The organism is Chryseobacterium gambrini, from assembly GCF_027920505.1.
Taxonomy (GTDB): domain Bacteria; phylum Bacteroidota; class Bacteroidia; order Flavobacteriales; family Weeksellaceae; genus Chryseobacterium; species Chryseobacterium gambrini.
In genome coordinates, this window is the sequence record NZ_CP115857.1 from 4,151,676 (window position 1) to 4,170,791 (window position 19,116).

At 36.0% G+C, this 19,116-nt stretch carries 17 protein-coding genes, 1 tRNA gene and 1 pseudogene; 14 read left to right on the forward strand and 5 right to left on the reverse strand.

Annotation, left to right across the window (positions count from 1 at the left end; genetic code table 11):
* Nucleotide 1: 1 nt before the first annotated feature.
* From PFY09_RS19170 to PFY09_RS19220, 10 genes and pseudogenes are all read left to right on the forward strand, one after another.
* Nucleotides 2-75 (forward strand) — tRNA-Asp (locus PFY09_RS19170).
* A gap of 165 nt (nucleotides 76-240) precedes the next feature.
* On the forward strand, nucleotides 241-1,560 hold the full coding sequence (locus PFY09_RS19180; RefSeq protein WP_456298848.1) for an ISAon1 family transposase: 1,320 nt from the start codon (nucleotides 241-243) through the stop codon (nucleotides 1,558-1,560).
* 33 nt (nucleotides 1,561-1,593) lie between these two features.
* Nucleotides 1,594-2,523: pseudogene (locus PFY09_RS19185) on the forward strand (ISAon1 family transposase).
* 32 nt (nucleotides 2,524-2,555) lie between these two features.
* Nucleotides 2,556-3,587 carry a T9SS type A sorting domain-containing protein gene (locus PFY09_RS19190; protein WP_271160758.1) on the forward strand — a complete coding sequence of 344 codons (1,032 nt, stop codon included), beginning with the start codon at nucleotides 2,556-2,558 and terminating at the stop codon, nucleotides 3,585-3,587.
* 20 nt (nucleotides 3,588-3,607) lie between these two features.
* Entirely contained in the window at nucleotides 3,608-5,005 is a 1,398-nt protein-coding gene (locus PFY09_RS19195) for a RagB/SusD family nutrient uptake outer membrane protein (RefSeq protein WP_271160759.1), read from the forward strand.
* 104 nt (nucleotides 5,006-5,109) lie between these two features.
* Nucleotides 5,110-5,496 (forward strand): hypothetical protein, encoded by a 387-nt coding sequence (locus PFY09_RS19200; protein WP_271160760.1) that lies wholly within the window; start codon nucleotides 5,110-5,112, stop codon nucleotides 5,494-5,496.
* 408 nt (nucleotides 5,497-5,904) lie between these two features.
* Complete coding sequence (locus PFY09_RS19205; RefSeq protein WP_271160761.1) at nucleotides 5,905-6,528, forward strand: hypothetical protein; 624 nt, start codon at nucleotides 5,905-5,907, stop codon at nucleotides 6,526-6,528.
* Nucleotides 6,529-6,547: 19 nt separating this feature from the next.
* Nucleotides 6,548-7,231: a hypothetical protein gene (locus tag PFY09_RS19210; protein ID WP_076392222.1), complete on the forward strand. Its 684-nt coding sequence runs from the start codon at nucleotides 6,548-6,550 to the stop codon at nucleotides 7,229-7,231.
* 51 nt (nucleotides 7,232-7,282) lie between these two features.
* Nucleotides 7,283-9,502: a beta strand repeat-containing protein gene (locus PFY09_RS19215; protein ID WP_271160762.1), complete on the forward strand. Its 2,220-nt coding sequence runs from the start codon at nucleotides 7,283-7,285 to the stop codon at nucleotides 9,500-9,502.
* A gap of 201 nt (nucleotides 9,503-9,703) precedes the next feature.
* The gene (locus tag PFY09_RS19220; RefSeq protein WP_271160763.1) at nucleotides 9,704-10,741 is read left to right on the forward strand and encodes a L,D-transpeptidase; all 1,038 of its coding nucleotides are present in this window, start codon (nucleotides 9,704-9,706) and stop codon (nucleotides 10,739-10,741) included.
* On the opposite strand, the gene PFY09_RS19225 is transcribed toward PFY09_RS19220, so the two are convergent.
* From PFY09_RS19225 to PFY09_RS19235, 3 genes are all read right to left on the reverse strand, one after another.
* Complete coding sequence (locus PFY09_RS19225) at nucleotides 10,738-11,262, reverse strand: hypothetical protein (protein WP_271160764.1); 525 nt, start codon at nucleotides 11,260-11,262, stop codon at nucleotides 10,738-10,740. The two genes, PFY09_RS19220 and PFY09_RS19225, sit on opposite strands and share 4 nt — an antisense overlap.
* A gap of 1 nt (nucleotide 11,263) precedes the next feature.
* Complete coding sequence (locus tag PFY09_RS19230) at nucleotides 11,264-12,595, reverse strand: PDZ domain-containing protein (RefSeq protein WP_271160765.1); 1,332 nt, start codon at nucleotides 12,593-12,595, stop codon at nucleotides 11,264-11,266.
* Between the two features lie 109 nt (nucleotides 12,596-12,704).
* Entirely contained in the window at nucleotides 12,705-13,343 is a 639-nt protein-coding gene (locus PFY09_RS19235; RefSeq protein ID WP_076392230.1) for an alpha/beta hydrolase, read from the reverse strand.
* A gap of 245 nt (nucleotides 13,344-13,588) precedes the next feature.
* On the opposite strand from PFY09_RS19235, the gene PFY09_RS19240 reads away from it, so the two are divergent.
* Nucleotides 13,589-14,041: a hypothetical protein gene (locus PFY09_RS19240; RefSeq protein ID WP_076392232.1), complete on the forward strand. Its 453-nt coding sequence runs from the start codon at nucleotides 13,589-13,591 to the stop codon at nucleotides 14,039-14,041.
* Between the two features lie 122 nt (nucleotides 14,042-14,163).
* Here the strand turns inward: PFY09_RS19240 and tyrS are convergent, their stop codons facing one another.
* Nucleotides 14,164-15,459, reverse strand: coding sequence for a tyrosine--tRNA ligase (gene tyrS / locus PFY09_RS19245; protein ID WP_271160766.1), 1,296 nt, complete (start codon nucleotides 15,457-15,459; stop codon nucleotides 14,164-14,166).
* A 306-nt stretch (nucleotides 15,460-15,765) separates the two neighbouring features.
* Between tyrS and PFY09_RS19250 the strand changes: the two genes are divergently transcribed.
* The 3 genes from PFY09_RS19250 to PFY09_RS19260 all read left to right on the forward strand — a co-directional run bounded on the left by PFY09_RS19250 (nucleotide 15,766) and on the right by PFY09_RS19260 (nucleotide 18,118).
* Nucleotides 15,766-16,326: an RNA polymerase sigma factor gene (locus PFY09_RS19250; protein WP_271160767.1), complete on the forward strand. Its 561-nt coding sequence runs from the start codon at nucleotides 15,766-15,768 to the stop codon at nucleotides 16,324-16,326.
* Between the two features lie 148 nt (nucleotides 16,327-16,474).
* Nucleotides 16,475-17,803 (forward strand): hydroxymethylglutaryl-CoA synthase family protein, encoded by a 1,329-nt coding sequence (locus tag PFY09_RS19255; RefSeq protein WP_271160768.1) that lies wholly within the window; start codon nucleotides 16,475-16,477, stop codon nucleotides 17,801-17,803.
* Between the two features lie 48 nt (nucleotides 17,804-17,851).
* Nucleotides 17,852-18,118, forward strand: coding sequence for a DUF7683 domain-containing protein (locus tag PFY09_RS19260; RefSeq protein WP_116548090.1), 267 nt, complete (start codon nucleotides 17,852-17,854; stop codon nucleotides 18,116-18,118).
* 2 nt (nucleotides 18,119-18,120) lie between these two features.
* On the opposite strand, the gene PFY09_RS19265 is transcribed toward PFY09_RS19260, so the two are convergent.
* Nucleotides 18,121-19,044: an AraC family transcriptional regulator gene (locus tag PFY09_RS19265; RefSeq protein ID WP_271160769.1), complete on the reverse strand. Its 924-nt coding sequence runs from the start codon at nucleotides 19,042-19,044 to the stop codon at nucleotides 18,121-18,123.
* Between the last annotated feature and the right edge of the window lie 72 nt (nucleotides 19,045-19,116).

The following is a 19,116-nucleotide window of genomic DNA, read 5'->3' on the forward strand; positions in this document are numbered from 1 at the left end:
TGATCCGGTAGTTCAGCTGGTTAGAATGCCGCCCTGTCACGGCGGAGGTCGCGGGTTCGAGTCCCGTCCGGATCGCAAAAAGTCTTCTAAATTTTAGGAGACTTTTTTATTTTATAGAAATTATATTTCGTTATTCTGTGGAAGTAGCTTATACATCTTTAGAATAATTTTAGAAAAAATAGACTTAACGGATCAGGCTCAAAAGTTGGGGGGAATGTTAAGTAGTTTTATCTTTGCATAATGCTAAGCGATCAAGAACTTCTTAAATTGTTACTTCCTGAATTTTTAGTTGAACACTTTGATATCCTCAAAGCAGAAACTCATGATGCAGAACTTCATCTTTATTTTGAAGAAAAAAGCAGTATTCCTCATGAATTTAAAGAAAGACAGCTGGAATCGAAGGGCTTTTTACCTGAAATCATTATAGATGATTATCCATTACGGGGTAAAATCGTAAAACTTCATGTGAAAAGAAGAAGATGGACTGATAAATCCTCTGGTGAAATCCTTCAAAGAGACTGGCAGCTGGTAGCGAAAGGAACACGCATGACAAAGGATTTAGCAGGCTTCTTAAAAAAATTAGCCGACACTAAAGCTCTTCCCCTAAAAGTCATAGCAGAATTTTTCGGGATCAAAGGCAAGACCTTTCAGAGGCAATACAAGAATAAACTCAGCGGGTATCATAGCTGGGAACAGAAACGACACGCAGAAGACTGGATCATTTACCCTGAAAATCTCTCATCATCTTTATCCTTAGATGAAGTGGCACTCTCTGACGGAGAACTCTACACGCTGCTTACCTCCAAGACTGCACGAGGCAGGAAAGGAAGCATTGTTGCCATCATAAAAGGTACCCGAAGTGATTTTGTCATCACACATCTTTTAAAGATCAGCAGAAAACTTCGGATGAAGGTAAATGAAATTACTTTGGATATGGCGGGTTCCATGAAGCGTATTGCCCAACGCTGCTTCCCTGGTGCAACAGTAATTGACCGCTTTCATGTTCAGAAGCTGGCTACAGAAGCCCTTCAGGAAATCAGGATCAGACATCGTTGGGATGCTATTGAAATGGAAAATACGGTAACGCAAGGACTGGGGGAAGAAAAAAACTCAGGCACAGAAATATTTGAAAACGGTGATTCACGCAAACAGCTTTTAGCAAGAAGCTTGTATTTGCTTTATAAAAGCCGTGAAAAATGGACACTTTCCCAAAAACAAAGAGCTGCTATTCTTTTTGCTCAGTATCCCGATTTGGAGAAAGCATATCAATTGACCGATGGACTGCGAAAGATTTATAATCAGAATATTCCAAAATCATTGGCGATGACTAAACTGGCGCATTGGTTCAAAGAGGTGGAAGAAGCAGATTTTAAATCTTTTTCTATCTTAAGAAAAACAATAATGAATAATTACAGGGATATTTTAAACTATTTTCATCAAAGAAGCACCAATGCCGCTGCGGAATCCTTCAATGCCAAAATAAAAAGCTTCAGAATGCAGCTGCGGGGAGTAAAAGACAGAACTTTCTTTCTATTCAGATTAACTAAACTTTTTGCATAGCCCCCAACTTTTGCGATTGATCCATTTTTCGGGATCAAAGGCAAGACCTTTCAGAGGCAATACAAGAATAAACTCAGCGAGTATCATAGCTGGGAACAGAAACGACACGCAGAAGACTGGATCATTTACCCTGAAAATCTCTCATCATCTTTATCCTTAGATGAAGTGGCACTCTCTGACGGAGAACTCTACACGCTGCTTACCTCCAAGACTGCACGAGGCAGGAAAGGAAGCATTGTTGCTATCATAAAAGGTACCCAGAGTGATTTTGTCATCACGCATCTTTTAAAAATCAGCAGAAAACTTCGGATGAAGGTAAATGAAATTACTTTGGATATGGCGGGTTCCATGAAGCGTATTGCCCAACGCTGCTTCCCTGGTGCAACACAGGTAATTGACCGCTTTCATGTTCAGAAGCTGGCTACAGAAGCCCTTCAGGAAATCAGGATCAGACATCGTTGGGATGCTATTGAAATGGAAAATACGGTAACGCAAGGACTGGAGGAAGAAAAAACTCAGGTACAGAAATATTTGAAAACGGTGATTCACGCAAACAGCTTTTAGCAAGAAGTGTATTTGCTTTATAAAAGCCGTGAAAAATGGACACTTTCCCAAAAACAAAGAGCTGCTATTCTTTTTGCTCAGTATCCCGATCTGGAGAAAGCATATCAATTGACCGATGGACTGCGAAAGATTTATAATCAGAATATTCCAAAATCATTGGCGATGACTAAACTGGCGCATTGGTTCAAAGAGGTGGAAGAAGCAGATTTTAAATCTTTTTCTACCTTAAGAAAAACAATAATGAATCATTACAGGGATATTTTAAACTATTTTCATCAAAGAAGCACCAATGCCGCTGCGGAATCCTTCAATGCCAAAATCAAAAACTTTAGATTACAGCTTCGTGGAGTAAAAGACAGAACTTTCTTTCTATTTAGATTAACTAAACTTTTTGCATAGCCCCCAACTTTTGCGATTGATCCGACTTAACCATGATAAAAAAAATTATTATGCTTATTGGTATAACTGCCGTAAGCAATTTATTTTCTCAAATCTATGACAACGGAAATTATATTACTGGAAACACTTCTATAAGTGGAATTTCTTCTTATAACAGTTTGCCTTGGTCCGAATGTCAAAATGAGGCAGGAAGTACATCGGAAACAAATGGTACAGCAGGATTTGCCTGTTTCAAAAGTCCGGTAGAAAGTTATTTTTTAGCAGATGATTTTACAGTTCCACAAGGACAGATATGGAATATCAGCCAACTTAATGTTTTTGCATATTTTAATAATTATGGTCAGGCAACTCCATCTATTATTAAGGTTGCAATTTTTGATGTAGAAGATCCCTTTGCAACACCTGTTTTCGGAGATTTTATAACAAATCGATTCTCAAGTGTATCAAGTCCTTTAGCGAACAGAATTTTTAACTCTGCTATTCCAGCTAGTAATAATAATTTAAATACAAACCGATTAGTCCAGAAGATTACGGCTAATATTGGTACAACTTTACCTTCAGGACATTACTGGGTATTCTGGCAAGTTCAGGCACAGGATATATTTAATCATTTACTGAATGATAACTTAAATATGTATTCTCCGGCTCTGACAGTTTCAGGTGAAAGAAATATGGTTAATTGGAATGCAAAACAATATAAAGTTCCTATTGGTTCTGTAAACACCACATTGGATGGAGGATATCCTTTTTCTGTAGCGGATGTTCCTCAGGATTTGCCTTTTCAGCTACTTTATATAAATACTTTAGGAACTACTGACATAAAAACATTCGATAATAGCTTTAAAGTTTTTCCCAATCCTACGGACGAAATTCTTAATATAGTCTGGCCTTTTTCCCTAGAAATTAAGGAAGCGTCAATTACAGATATTTCAGGAAAAAAAGTTAAAAAAGTTGCTTTAAATTCAAAATCACTGTTAGTCTCTGATTTGATTCCGGGAGTTTATTTTCTGAATATTACAACAAATGATTCTAAAATACAATCTGTAAAATTTATTAAAAAATAATAACTATTCAAGTTAATGTTATGAAAATTTCCAAGATATATTTTCTTTCTTTAATCGTGTTCGGATTTACCAGTTTTAAAGCTCAGACTCAGCAAGAGTATGCTCTTAATCTTGTTGGAGCTTGTTATCAGCAGTCTAAAACTTTCGAGGCACATTCTTTTTCATGGATTGGTCTTACCAGTATAGTTTCAGATGAAGCAGATAAAGGCAGCTCATCTGGTGATAATCCCTATAATTTAGATTTACTTGATAATCTCACATTTAATTCTAATATGACCCTTTTAATTAATGTTTGGAATGGGCAATATCAGGGTATTTATAATTGCAATCGCGCTTTGTATTATCTTCCCTATATGAGTAATAATGCAACTTACGGAAATCGTCTTAAAGGGGAAGCTTATTTTTTAAGAGCTTATTATTATTTTAATTTAGTTCGGTTATTTGGTGATGTTCCAATCCCTTATTTTTCTCCTGATGACACCTATGATGTACAAGTTTCAAAGTATATCAGAAAAACAAAAACACAGGTATATGCACAAATAGAAAACGATCTTACTCAGGCTATTTCTTTTTTACCATTAAAAGACACCTATGGGGCATCAGATAAATGGAGAGCCTCAAAAGGCGCAGCTTTAGCTTTGATGGCAAAAGTAAAGCTTTATCAGGGGCAGTGGAGTAGTGTAATTAACTATGCAGATCAGATTACGGGGTATTTTTTAAGTCCAAATTATCAGGATAACTTTAAGGTAAGTGGTGAGAATAATATAGAATCCATTTTTGAAATTCAGGGAACATATGATGTTAACAATAACTATAACGGAATCCAAGGCTATAGTACAGTACAAGGGGGAAAAGGTTCCGGAGGTTGGGGTTGGGGATTTAACACACCTTCTGCAAACTTGCAAAATAGTTATGAAAACGGAGATACAAGAAAAAATGCTACCATTATTACTTTAGGGACTACACTTTGGGATGGGAGGTACGTACCAACAAATCTTACAAATCCTAGATATAATTACAAAGCTTATCCAGGTGCAAATGCTGATGCTTGGGAAACTGATGCGAATATTAAAGTTCTTCGTTATGCCGAAGTTTTATTGATGAAAGCAGAAGCTTTAAATGAAACTTCGCAATCAATATCAGCTTTAGCACTAGTAAATCAAGTAAGAAACAGAGCAGGACTTACCTCTCTTTCAGCTTCTGGTTACACCGCGGTAAGAGATGCCATCAGAAAAGAGCGAAAGCTAGAATTAGCAATGGAACATGATAGATGGTTTGATATTATTCGTACAGGTCAAGCCGTTTCTGTAATGGCATCAGATGGAAAAACTTTTCAAAGCTATTACAATGTATTTCCAATTCCGCAACAGGTAATTACCAATAGTGGTGGTTTAACTACACAAAATCCAGGATATTAGGATTATTATTTTTATAGAGTATAATCAGGCACAATTAAAATCAAACAGGTAATATTCTGTTTGATTTTTAGTTTAATTTTTTAAGATTATCTTATCATAAACTTATGACCACACTCAACTTCGATTGGAGCAATAAGGAGGCAATAAAAGAAAACCTTTTAAAATGGTCTTATGATGAAAGTTTAGTACTTTTGGAAGATGATGAAGATGTTCTTTTTTTTGATAACGAATGGATGGGAATAATTTTTCCGTACATGTTTGACGAAAAATGCATTAAGAGAAATTATATCATCCTTATTCTTAAAAACTATATCAGAGATAGTTTTTTACGGAGAAGATCATTATCTGAATTAGAAACTATTCAGGAATTGTTTGTTGATGAAATGCAAACGTATTGTTCAGTGAAAAATGATCATCTCATGCAGGATTGTGTAGATTACTTTATATTCTGTAAAAACAAATTAGGAAAAGGGCATCACCACAATAGATAGTGTACTGAATGTAGATTTACCTATTTTTTTAATTAAACTACCTTTCAAGAATTCATAAATAAAACTCGATAAAGGACTTACTAAAATGAACGGTGGGTAATTTTAATTTTCCTTAACGTTTTTTAAATTTTTCTTTTCATTTATGATAGAATTTAGCTAATTGAATTATTTATTAAAAATTAGTTAAATTTTGCAATTATTTTTCTTTTATTTCGAATAAATATGTATATTCGTTAAACAATCACAAAGTTAGATGAAGATTGTTCAATTAATCACACAAAATTGAATAATGTCATTAAAATTATTTCGAAAACCTAACGTAGTTGCGCTTCCGCAATCTATTCCAAATACATTTTAGTGAACATTTAACTTGTTGGATTATAATAATAAGTATAAAACCTTAAAGCTATGAGGTTAATTTTTATTGTATGCACAATTTTAAGTTCTCCATTATTTCTATCTCAGGTAGGGATAAATACACCCAGTCCTGATCCTTCGGCAGCTCTGGATATTGTTGCTAAAGCATCAGATAAAGGTTTACTTATTCCTCGTGTTCCTCTTCAAAACATTACAGATACTTCTACAGTACCTAATCCTGCTGTAAGTCTTCTTGTTTATAATACAACTACAAATACAGGAATTACTAAGGGTTATTATTATTGGGACGGAAGCAAATGGCTTAGATTTAATGACAGTTCGAAAATTTTTTACGGAAACTCAGATCCAACGATTCCCACTACAAATTCTACAGGAGACATATTTATTAACAATTCCACTGGGACTCTTTTTGTGTATAATGGCAGCAATTGGATTTCACAAATGTCAGGAACAGAAATCCTTTCTGTAAAAATTATTGCTGCAGACGGTCAGACAGAATTCCCAACCCCATGGAGCGTCAGTACTTCCAATACAAAAGTCTACAGAAACGGGGTAAACATAGATTTTCAGGTTCTTTCTTCTTTTAATATAAAGCTGGAAACCGGAGTATCCTGCTATGCCAACGATGAAATAAAAATTTACAAATTCTTATAAAACTTTAAAATTACTTATCATGAAAAGGTATTTACAAACTTCAGCAATCTTAGTATTTCTTTTTTCAGCTTTTGGAGCTGTAAAAGCACAACAAACCACAGGTGATGTAACCCAAAACTCTGCCAATGGAGCAGCACAGGCTCTTAACGGAACAATAAGAGTGATTGACAACAAAGGAACAATCAAGTATCTGCAGGCTAAAAACGGGATCACAACACTCACGAATACTACAAATAATGTAACAACAACAACGTGGCAGTTGGGAGGAACCCTTACTGATGATACCAGTATAGATCTTAACGGGAAAAAATTTGGTCTTGCCAATGTACTTCAGAATACGAATACCAATCAGGCAGGATCTAATGTTCCGGCAACTTCTGCAACGCTGGGAACTTCAGGATATACAATTCTTGTAAGGGATGAGGCTACGGGAAATGTCTTAAAAATGCTTTCAACAGATCTTGTACAAAGCGGGCATGAAAAATTTACTTCAACTGCGGGTCAGACCTCTTACAGTTTAACAGGATCACCTGCACTTCCTACCTATTCTCAGGTTTGGGTATATAGAAACGGAGCAAAACTAATTGCCAATGAAGATTATACCGTTTCTGGATCTGCCATAACATTGGTTCCAAACGGAACTGCTCCGAATGATTGGTCTGTATTGGCAGGCGATATTATCGAGGTTCAGTATCTGAAATAAGATTGCTTCCCAAAACCAATAATTCATTTTCATATTATTGATAAACACGAGATGGACAAATTATTCAATTTTATTTTTTTCGTTTTATCTGTTTCGTTCTATTCACAAGTCAGGGTTATTGATAATAAAGGTAACCTTAAACAGGTTGATGAATCGAAATGGACTTTATCCGGCAGTAATATTTATAATAAAAACTCCGGAAATGTAGGAATTGGTATATCCAGTCCCTCAGAAAAGCTTGAAGTAAATGGAATTGTAAAATCAGCGGGAGCTGCCTATACCAACTCGGGGCTTTTCAATAAAATTTTATATGCAAATGCTTCCGGTAATGTAAGTCCACTGTCTTTAGGATCCGGACTTACATTCTCCGGTGGTATTCTTAATACGGTGAATAGCGGAACAGTTACGAGTGTAGGATTAAGTATGCCTGCTGCATTCAGTGTTTCCAATTCTCCGATTACCAATTCGGGAACGATTACCGTGTCCGGCTCGGGAACAATTGCTCAATATATAAGAGGAAACGGAACTTTAGGGAATTTCTCTTTATCCAGTTTAAGCGATGTATCTCTTTCGGCTCTTACAACGGGACAGATTTTGCAGTATAACGGTACTTCATGGATAAATATATCACCCAATTCAACGCTTACAAGAGGTAATTTAACGACAGCCACTACAGGATTATCTGTAACCGGAGGGACTAATGCCGTCTTGGGAAGTGGAACAGCGGTGGATTACAATTTAGTTACGGGCATCGGTAACCTTGTTTCGGGAACTCAGGGAGTCTTGGGAGGGACAGGAAATACAAACACCTATATTGGTGCGGACGGACAGAAACATTTGCTTCCTTCGGCATATTCTTTACCAATTGCAAGCTCTACAACTCTTGGAGGGGTAAAGATTGGTTCAGGAATAAATGTTGCTCCAGACGGAACCATATCGGCAGCAAATTCGGGAACAGTTACAAGTGTAGGACTGAGTATGCCTGCTGCATTCAGTGTTTCCAATTCTCCGATTACCAATTCGGGAACGATCACAGTTTCCGGCTCGGGAACAATTGCTCAATATATAAGAGGAAACGGGACTTTAGGGAATTTTTCTTTATCCGGTTTAAGCGATGTATCTCTTTCAGCACTTGCAACAGGACAGATTTTGCAGTATAACGGTACTTCGTGGATAAATATATCCCCCAATTCAACGCTTACAAGAGGAAATATAACGACATCAACCACAGGATTATCTGTAACAGGAGGGACTAATGCTGCATTGGGAAGCGGAGTAACTTTAGATTACGATTTAGTTACGGGCATCGGTAACCTTGTTTCGGGAACTCAAGGAGTCTTGGGAGGGACAGGAAATACAAACACCTATATTGGTGCAGACGGACAGAAGCATTTGCTTCCTTCGGCATATTCTTTACCAATTGCAAGTTCCACAACTCTTGGAGGAGTAAAGATCGGTTCAGGAATAAATGTTGCTCCAGACGGAACGATTTCCACTTCCAATACGGGAACTGTAACCAATATTTCCACAGGAACAGGGCTTACAGGAGGACCCATAACATCTACAGGAACTATATCTTTAAGCAATACGGCAGTCACTGCCGGAGCTTATGGAACAGCGTCTACAACTATTCCTACCTTCACAGTTAATGCACAGGGACAATTAACAGCAGCCGGAACTTATCCAACATCAGGAATATCCATTGCAGGCGATGTTACCGGAACTTTAGCAGCCTCTACGGTCGCGAAAATTCAGGGAAGAAATGTTGCTAATACAGCTCCGACTAACGGACAGACATTGATTTACAATACCACTAACAGCCAATGGGAACCCGGTAATTATACATTTCCTCAGTTGCTTGTAGATGCTTCAAGAACAACAACGTATACTCCTGCTGTTGCCTATGCTGTTATTCCCTACAATACGACAGCAGTAAATGTAGGAACTTCATATAATACAACCTCAGGAAATTTTACGGCTCCGGCAGCAGGAACCTATCAGATTATTGTCAACAACAGTTTCAGCGCAAATACCGCTGCCAATCACTCTATAACAACCCGAATTATTGTAAATGGCACAACAGATACAGAATCATCCTGTTCGGCATCTCCATACGCAGGAAGCGGAGTTAATATTACAAGCTCTCCCTCAACAGTGGTGAGCTTAACAGCCGGACAAACTGTTAATATACAAATCGGCGGGGAAGTGGGAACTGTTACCGCTTTAACGGGTACCGGTCAGCACAGATTAAAAATCATCAGGTTAAATTAATTCGGATAATTAACCTTGTATACCTTACATTTCAGTCAATTTCATACGATATTTAACATAACTACATTTAATAATTCTTGATTCAAAAGGTTAACTGTTCACCGTATTTTTACGGTAAATTGATTCCGCATTTTTTTTATCCGATTTTAGGTCTGATATTTGTACTGAGTAGAAAAAAAAAATTATTGCCCATTTTTATTTATGAAAAACAGACTTGTGAAAAAATCATTTCTTTACGCATTCTTTATTACTTTAATGATGGTTTCCTGCAAAAAGGAAATTGAAAAAATCAGCGATAAAATCAGTGATACAACATCATCAATAAGTGAACCCGATTCTGAAAAAGATTCTATAATTGTAAAAAAAGATTCTGTAATAGAAAAAGAATCTTTACCACCCGCAATGCAGGAAGATGGTTTTTACAATGCTTTTATTTTCCCAAAAGACAAAAAAATGAAAGATTCTCTCTTCGGAATCTTCAATGAAAAGTATACTGAAAAGGAGCGTTATGCTATTTTAGCTTTAAACAGGCTGGATTCTAAAAATAAATGGAATGCCGATACTTTGGTGGTTCCTGCAAAAATTGATACTACATTAATGGAGTATTCTCCTTTCCCGATGCAGCTTGATGTGTTGAGTCCGGTGAAGAAATTTGTTATCTTTTCATATCCTATTCAGGCTTACGGAGTATATTCAAACGGAACATTGGTAAAATGGGGTCCTACAAGTATGGGGAAGAAAACCGCTAAAACAAAGACAGGTCTTACTTTTGCCAACTGGAAAAAGCAGCTGGCAATTTCAACGGTAAGCAGCGAGTGGAAATTGCCTTATAATTTCAATATTTTTAATCTCGACGGAATCGGATGGCATCAGTATGATCTTCCGGGTTATCCTGCATCGCACTCCTGTTTAAGATTATTAATGAAAGATGCAAAATGGCTTTACGGTTATGCAGATACGTGGGTATTAAATCCGGGTGGTGCAACTACAAAAGCAAAAGGAACTCCCGTAATGGTGTATGGAGATTACGGCTGGGGCAAAAGAAAGCCTTGGAGAAAACTTCTGAACGATCCGAATGCAAACAGCGTTTCTGTGGAAGAAATGACTAAGATGATAGAGCCAAACATCGAAAAAATACTCAAAGAGCAGGACAACAGAGAAAAAGTGGTGGATTCTATAAAAGCGGCAAAAGCTGTATTGGAACAGATGCCGCAAACAACCAGAACTGTTGCTCCTTAATCGATCTTTTCGAATTGCAGTGTAGATTCTTCGGCAAATCTTCTGAGCTTCTGCATTTCATCCTTCCCTTTATACTGACCGAAACGTGCTGCTGTATACGTCAGTGCAATGCAGAATAACATAATAAAGGATGCGGTAAGCGCCCATGGAAATTCCTGACTGTTGATTTGCTTTTCAACATAATACATGGAAATAAAAACCATCCAGAGAATCGAAAAAACAAAATATAAAAACATAAAAAACGTCCAAACTGCGGAACTGGGTCCGAAAACGCCCCGTATCGCAGTTTTTTCGTCTTCAATTTCAATCCTTAAAGACAATCTTGGTTTCCAGTAGGTTTCATAATCTGTTTCCACACAGATGGTTGCAACTTCTTTATTAATATTGCCGGAAAATTCATCTTTATGTTCTTTAAGATATTTTTTCAGATTTTCTGCATATTCTTCTTTGGTTAAATGAGTGAACATCTTAAATCGCGGTCTGGTTCTTATTTTGTCCAGTGTAGTTTCTTCGGTTTTCATATCATTCCTGTTCTTGGTAAGGTATCGGATCTTCGAGAGTAAAGCTCAAAGTCATTTGTTTATTTTTTCTTTCAATCAGCATATCGATGGTTTTTCCCTCATCGGATTTCATCATTTCCATGATTTTATTGAGCGTCATATCTTCTGTTTTTTTGCCGTTAATACTAATCAGGCGGTCGTCTTTCTGAAGTCCTGCTTTAGCTCCGGGAGAATCTTTACGCACTCCGGCAATGGAAAAAATAGGTTTTAAGACAAAATTATACTGCAGATTATTATTGATCACTTCAATGCCATTGGAAGGACTTTCTTTGCTTTTAGAGGGAAGATTCACCACATCTTTTGTCCATTCCATGCCGTCCTGCTTAAAATCCAGACCGCTCATATTGAAATGAAAAGGATCATCGTAATTTCCGTTCTTTTTTAGATACATCTTCTGTTCAGAATAGTCGAATGCAACCGTAAATCGTCTCATGATATCTCCGCCAATTGAACCTTTTCTGTTTTCCACCATATTTACGTGCTGAATGGAGTATTCATCAGGCATTGCTGTTAATGGCTTTTCAAATTTAAAATCTCCGAGATACAGGTTGTGAATTCTGCTTCGTTTACCATATACATCACCATTGAAGCCACGACCGAGATAATCATCAATATTCGGTCGGTTGTATACAAAATCTTTAATGAGAGCAGGAAAAAGCCACATCGGATCACTATTCCCCAAATCAATCAGTAATTTTGAAGGCTTTCGTTCCCTTGTCATTTCCACATCGGCAATCACATAAGGTTTATTTTTTTCAATACTGATATCGATTTCTTTAAAATTTTTTATTTTTTTCTGAAATAAAGTTTTATCGTTGTAAATGGTAATTTTTTTAGACGAATAATCAATTAAAACAGGATGATCTTTGAAAAAATGATAGCCAATGATTCCGTTTACAGGAATTCCTACGTGCGAGGAAATATTAAAATCCTGATCTGTAATAATATAAACCGTCATTGAATAGTTTACGAAATTCTTTCCGATTTTTGCAATATTATTATCGGAACGAAATCCGTCGATACTTGCGCTTCCTCCTAAACCGGCAAATTTTATCTTCTCAATATTCTGGAGATTGATTTCTTTATTTTCAAGACTGAAAATAGAAGTTTCTGCGACTCCGGTATCAAGTAAAAAAGTCAGATTTACTCCATTAATATTTACAGGAATAAAAATTAAATTGGCAATAAGTTTAAAAGGGATGACCGTTTTTTTTGCATCCTGAACTTCAAAAGAATTTTGAGCATTCATAAAAATGCCGAACAGTAAGAACACAAAAAAATACCTCAGTTTCATTTACTGAATTTACTGAATTTATCCTTACCATTAATAAAAAAACATTCCCAAAATGAGAATGTTTGTATTTTGTTTAATAATTTAAAACGAATGTTTACATTTCGATAATCTATTTGGAGAAAAAGTCCATCAGATCCATATAATTTTTCTGGTTCACTCCATGACCGCTCATATATTCTCTGAACGTAAAATAACAGCTTAAATCGTACAAAAGATCTGCCGCTTTTCTTCCCCATTCCAAAGGAATTACGGCATCATCCGTTCCATGAGAAATAAAGAAGCGAAGTCTTTCCAGTTTTTTCTTATCTCTTACAATATCGGTGAGTAACTTTTCTTCCGGGTAACTGCTTAAACACGCCACAAGATTAAACATTTCAGGATATTTCAAAGCCAGAGCATAACATAAAATTCCCCCCTGACTAAAACCACAAAGGTGAGTCTTGCCTTCGGTAATTCCATAGCTGTTTATAATTTTAAGAATACTTTCCGTAACGCTGTTTAAAGATTCTGTAGCCTGCGGAACATCAATAAAGTTGTCAGGATTGTTAAAATCGATATCATACCATGAAAAGCCTTCAAACTGGGTGTTTCTCGGTGCTCTGAAGCTTACGATAATCCAGTCTTTAGGAAGAGTTTCTCTGAAGCTGAAAAGATCCTGTTCATTGCTTCCGTAGCCATGAAGCATGAAAAGAATGGTGGTGTCGGAATTGATATTTTCGGGTTCTCTTACGATGTAATCTAAATTCATAAGGCAAAGATAATTATTAATGATGTATTTATTCTTTAGCTCCATCAAAATAAGACCATTTAAAATAGATGGACAAACTGTCTTAAAACTAATATTAAACCCGCCCAATATTTAGACAAAAACAGCGTTATAATTATTTATTGAATTGATATTATTTACAAATCATTGTTGGAAATTTTTCATAAAAGTTATTTTTATATTGATAAAAAACCTATATTTGGAACATTAAAAATCTATTTGGAGAAATGAAGCAATTTTACAAATCAAAAAGTTTACTTAGACTTTCTTTTTTATTCGCTGTATTATTTTCAGCAATCTTAGTTGTTAATTCTTGTAAGAAAGATGACGATGATGAATTTACAGATCATATTATTCAGTTTGAAGCTAAAATAAATACAAAAGGTCCAAATCCACCTGCAAATCCACCTGTTACAGGAACTTTTTCTACTGTAGTTACACAGATCGGAACAGGGCAGAGTACTACTTTTAATCCTACAGGAACTACATGGTCCAGCGGAGAGCAGTTTGTAAGCTCAAGCCAGGCTCAGTTGAACTTAGCAGCAAATGCTGTTCTTCCTTATTCGGATTCTGAGCTAATCATTAATATCTATGTAGACGGAGAAGTTGCAAAAACTAAAAAGGTAGTAGGATCGGGTACACAAAGTGCTTCAATTTCTTACAGCTTCTTAGAACTATAAAAAAAATCATTCGAAATACCAAGACCATCTGAAAAGGTGGTCTTTTTTATTGACATTACCTAAAAAATCGGGGGCGCAAAATTTTCAATTTTGCGCCCCCGATTTTTTACTATTATTAACTTTTAAATTACTTTCACGATAAAATAGCTCTTCTTTCCTTTTTGTAAAAGTAAAAACTTACCGTCAATCAGATCACTTTCATTAGCTGTGTAAACATCATTAATTTTCTGTTTGTTTACCGAAATAGCATTTCCTTTCAGTTCTCTTGTTGCTTCACTTTTAGATTTTAAAAATCCTGATTTTTCAGAAAGCAAATCGATAATATTTACTCCTAAAACATCATTCTTTGCTACCTCTTTCTGAGGAACTCCGTCGAAAACTTCAAGAAATGTTTCTTCATCAAGACTTACCAGATCTTCAGCCGTAGAACGTCCGAAAAGGATTTCAGAAGCTTTCAGTGCTTTTTCGTATTCATCTTTTCCGTGAACCCAAGCCGTAACTTCCTCAGCTAATTTTTTCTGTAGTTTTCTTTCGTGTGGAGCCGTTTTATGCTCTTCAATTAAAGATTCAATTTCTTCTTTCCCTAAAAATGTATAAAACTTGATGAATCTTTCCGCATCTTCATCCGTTGCATTCAGCCAGAATTGGTAGAATTTATAAGGTGAAGTTTTCTTTTTATCCAGCCAGTAATTTTCTCCGCTTTCAGACTTTCCGAATTTCGAACCGTCTGCTTTTGTGATCAAAGGAACCGTTAATGCAAAAGCTTCACCCTGTGCTTTTCTGCGGATCAGTTCTGTACCGGTCGTGATATTTCCCCACTGGTCAGAACCGCCCATCTGAAGCTTAACGCCATTATTCTGGTATAAATGTAAAAAATCGTATCCCTGAATCAACTGATACGTAAACTCAGTAAAGCTCATTCCGTCAACACCTGCCTCTCCGGAAAGTCTTTTCTTTACAGAATCTTTCGCCATCATATAGTTGACGGTAATATTTTTCCCGACGTTTTTTGCAAAATCAAGGAAAGAAATATTTTTCATCCAGTCGTAATTGTTTACCAATTCCGCTTTATTCGGCTCGCTTCCCGAAAAATCCAAAAATCTGGAAAGCTGGTTTTTCAGACAGTCTACATAATGCAGCAAAGTATCTTCATCCAGCAGATTTCTTTCCGCAGATTTTCCCGAAGGATCACCAATCATTCCTGTTGCACCCCCTACCAAAGCAATCGGTTTATGACCGTGCTGCTGAAAATGAGCCAGAATTTTTATCTGAATAAGACTTCCGATATGTAAAGAATCTGCAGTAGGATCAAAACCGATATAGGCTGTTGTCATTTCCTTATCCAGTTGTTCGTCCGTTCCGGGCATCATGTCGGCAAAAAGCCCGCGCCATTTCAGTTCTTCAATAAAAGAGTTCATTATTTTTTGCTTTAAAATTTAATGTGCAAAGATAATCATTTCAGGGGAATAAGGCGAAGACAGAAACTTTCAATTCAGGATGAAAAACAGGTTGATTTTTTAGGAGCTGTTTCCTGATCTCCGCACTCGCTATTTTGTTTGATTTGGGTTTCGGCGGCTTTGCCGCCGAAACCCAAATCAAACAAAATGAGCTCAGACAAATGCTGCGATCATGGCTAAACCTCAGTCGGAATACAAATTGTACAGAAAAAATCATTTGATCTCCTGCATTGTATTTTCAGCTAAAATCAATTATATTTGTTAGTAATGAACGACGAACAATTATTTCCTCTCATTCATAAAGCGAAGGAAAAAGACCAGAAAGCGCAGACCAGGCTCATCAACATTTTTTGGGTTGATGTTTTTTCTTTTGTAATGAAAAAAGTTCACGACGAAAATGATGCCGACGAAATCACCGTGAATGTTTTTTCAAAAGTTTTATCAAAGCTGGATATGTTTGATCCTCATTTTCAGTTTAAAACATGGATTTTAACTATTGCTCAAAATACCATCATCGATTTTTGGAGAAAAAAAAGCCGCGAAAATCAGGATCCTACAGAAAATTTGGATGAGGTAAAAAACCAGTATGCCAAATCTCCTGAAGAATTGATGATTTCCGAAGAAGAACAGAAGAAAATCATCAAAACAATAGAATCTTTAGATGTCAATTATCAGGAAATCATCCGTTTAAGATTTTTCGAGGAAAAAAGCATCAAAGAAATAGCTGAAGAACTGGGCATTTCTGTCGCCAATACAAAGGTCCGTGTTATGCGTGCAAAAAAAGTCTTAGCAGAACTGTTGAAAAATAATGAGTTTGAGGATCAATAATCACAAACTTTTAAAATCCCGATCTTAGAATTTAAAAAATATAGTTTTCCTGAATTTTATCATATTCTGAATAAATTTTCAATAATTGCTAAAAACCATATATGATTAAACGTTTAAATTTTCTAAATTCGTATGAAAATTAATAAATATGACTTTTGGAATTGAGGCAGCAAGCTATTATGTACCTTCATTATATTTGGAAATTAAAGATTTAGCAGAAAAAAGAGGAATCGAACCTGCAAAACTCGAAAAAGGATTGGGATTGCATAAAATGGGCTTTCCCGATGTTCATGAAGATGCCGCAACTTTCGCAGCAGAAGCATTACTTAAACTCATACAGGATTATAACATCAATCCGAAAGAAATATCAAGAATTTATTTAGGAACAGAAAGCGCTTTAGATGCCGCTAAACCAACCGCTTCTTATGCTATGCAGATGGTGGAAAAAGTTCTGGAAAAAGAATTCGGAGAACGGGTTTTCAGGAACTGTGATGTGGTAGACATGACTTTTGCTTGCATTGGAGCAGTAGATGCGCTTCATAATTCTTTAGATTTTGTAAGAGCAAACCCTGATAAAAAAGCGGTCGTCATTGCAAGTGATTATGCAAAATACGAACTGGCTTCTTCCGGAGAATACACACAGGGGGGAGGAGCAGTTGCGGTTTTAATTTCTTCAAAACCTGATCTCATTGAAATTGAAAACGACTGGGGAGTTGCCACAGAATCGGTCTTTGACTTTTTCAAGCCGCGTCGTCATTTCAAAAAAGAAGATTTAACGAATGCTCCCGAAAGTTTTCCCGAAAGAATAGAAATTTTCACGGATGAGCCAGTCTTTGATGGACAATATTCCAATCAGTGTTACCAAGACAGAATTAGAGAAGCCTACGATCATTATAAAGTAATTACAGGACTTAATAAGCCTTACGAAAACTGGAAATATCTGATCTTCCATCTTCCATACGCCTTTCACGGAAAAAGAGTTTTCACAGAAATTTACAGTTTAGAAAACGGTCTGTCTTACCAAACGCCTGAAGAACAAAAAGCAGTGGCAAAATCTGATGGTTATATTCAGTTTATTAATGATAAAATTGAAAAATCTCAACGTGCATCTTCGGAAATCGGAAATATGTATACCGCTTCTATTTTTATGGCTTTACTTTCCGCTTTACAGACTTCTTTTAACGAAAATGAAGAATTGGCAGAGCAGGAAATCGGATTTTTAGGGTACGGAAGCGGATCAAAATCCAAAGTTTTTGCCGGAAAAGTTTCAGAAAACTGGAAAAAGGTGGTCAAAAAATGGAATTTATTTGAAAGTTTAAAAAACAGAACAGCAATTGATTTTGAGACTTATGAAAAACTACACAGAAAACAACTGCAAAATTCTGTTAATGAAAATTATAAAGGTTTCGGACTGAAATCTGTGGAATTGGAAAATCCTGTTTTGAAAGGAGCGAGATATTATGATTATCAAAAATAAAAACTTAATGAAAAACACTCTATCTTTGGGGTGTTTTTTTATTATAGCGTGAAAATAGAAAGAGTTATTGAAGAATTTAATCAATCGGATGAATATCTTAACAGAGAATATATTCTAAATATTTCTCCAGAAGAAATTTTAGCAACTTTGGATGATTTGGTGTTATCAAAAGATGATTTTCCACATGAAATATATAATTGTTATGATCTTAATGAAAATCAAATTCAAAAATTGAGACCATTTTTAACGGAAGAAATCTATCCTGATTTTGATAAGTATACGTATCAATTATCTTGTTATGAAGATAGATATTAAAATTAATCCCAAAGCCCGATTTTATCCTGATAGCTCTTCGGCGTTACTCCCACTAATTGCTTAAATACTCTCGTAAAATAATTCGCATCCGAAAACCCTGTCTGATAAGCCGTTTCTTTAATGCTGTTCTGGTTCGCCAAAAGTTCTTTTGCCCGATTGATTCTTTCCTGCAAAATAAACTCATTCGGAGAAGTTCCCAGTTCGTCTTTAAACATTTTAAAGAAATTGGATTTACTTACATAAGCCATTTTTGCAATGCTGTCTATCGATAATTTCTGATGAAGGTTTTTCTTAATATAATCTACGGCAAAACCTATTCTGGATTTGTTTTTAACAATATTTTTCTCCACCAGGCTTCTTGCCTGCGTCTGCATCAGACGGATCAGAAGTTCCTTCAAAGCAAAATCTGCCATAATATCCTTTTGTGAATTATCGTCCATCGCAATTCTCATAATATTATTCGTTGCCGAAGCCAGAGACTGATTATTAAACAGAAAATATTCATCCAGTTCAATATTCCAGCGCGAAGTTTCATCCACCTTTGGAAGATGATAGTTGAGGTGATTGAGAGAATTCTCTATAAATTCAGGATTCAGGCTAAGAGAAATACATTGGGAAGGCGTTTCATCCGCTTCAGGAAAATCGATCACCATTGTTTCTCCCGGCGAAACCAGAACACTTTCTCCCGGAAAATAATCGAAATAGCCCGTTTTATGATCTATTTTCATGTGCTTTTTCCCGCGAAGCATTGCAGTGAATGCAATCGTTTCAAAATGCAGTTTTACATTGAAAGCAGCCTTATGCGTTTCATAGATACTGAATTCACAATTGTTTAGATTGAATTTTGTCTGATTTTCAACCAAGTGCATAAGCTGGTTTTCCCTTTTCAATTCAGGAGTTTCTAATAAAATCTTGTTATTGTTCATTTCTAAACATTTTTAATAGCCTGTTTACTCAAATATAGAAAATAATCGGCTTACAATACTGTTAATGAAATA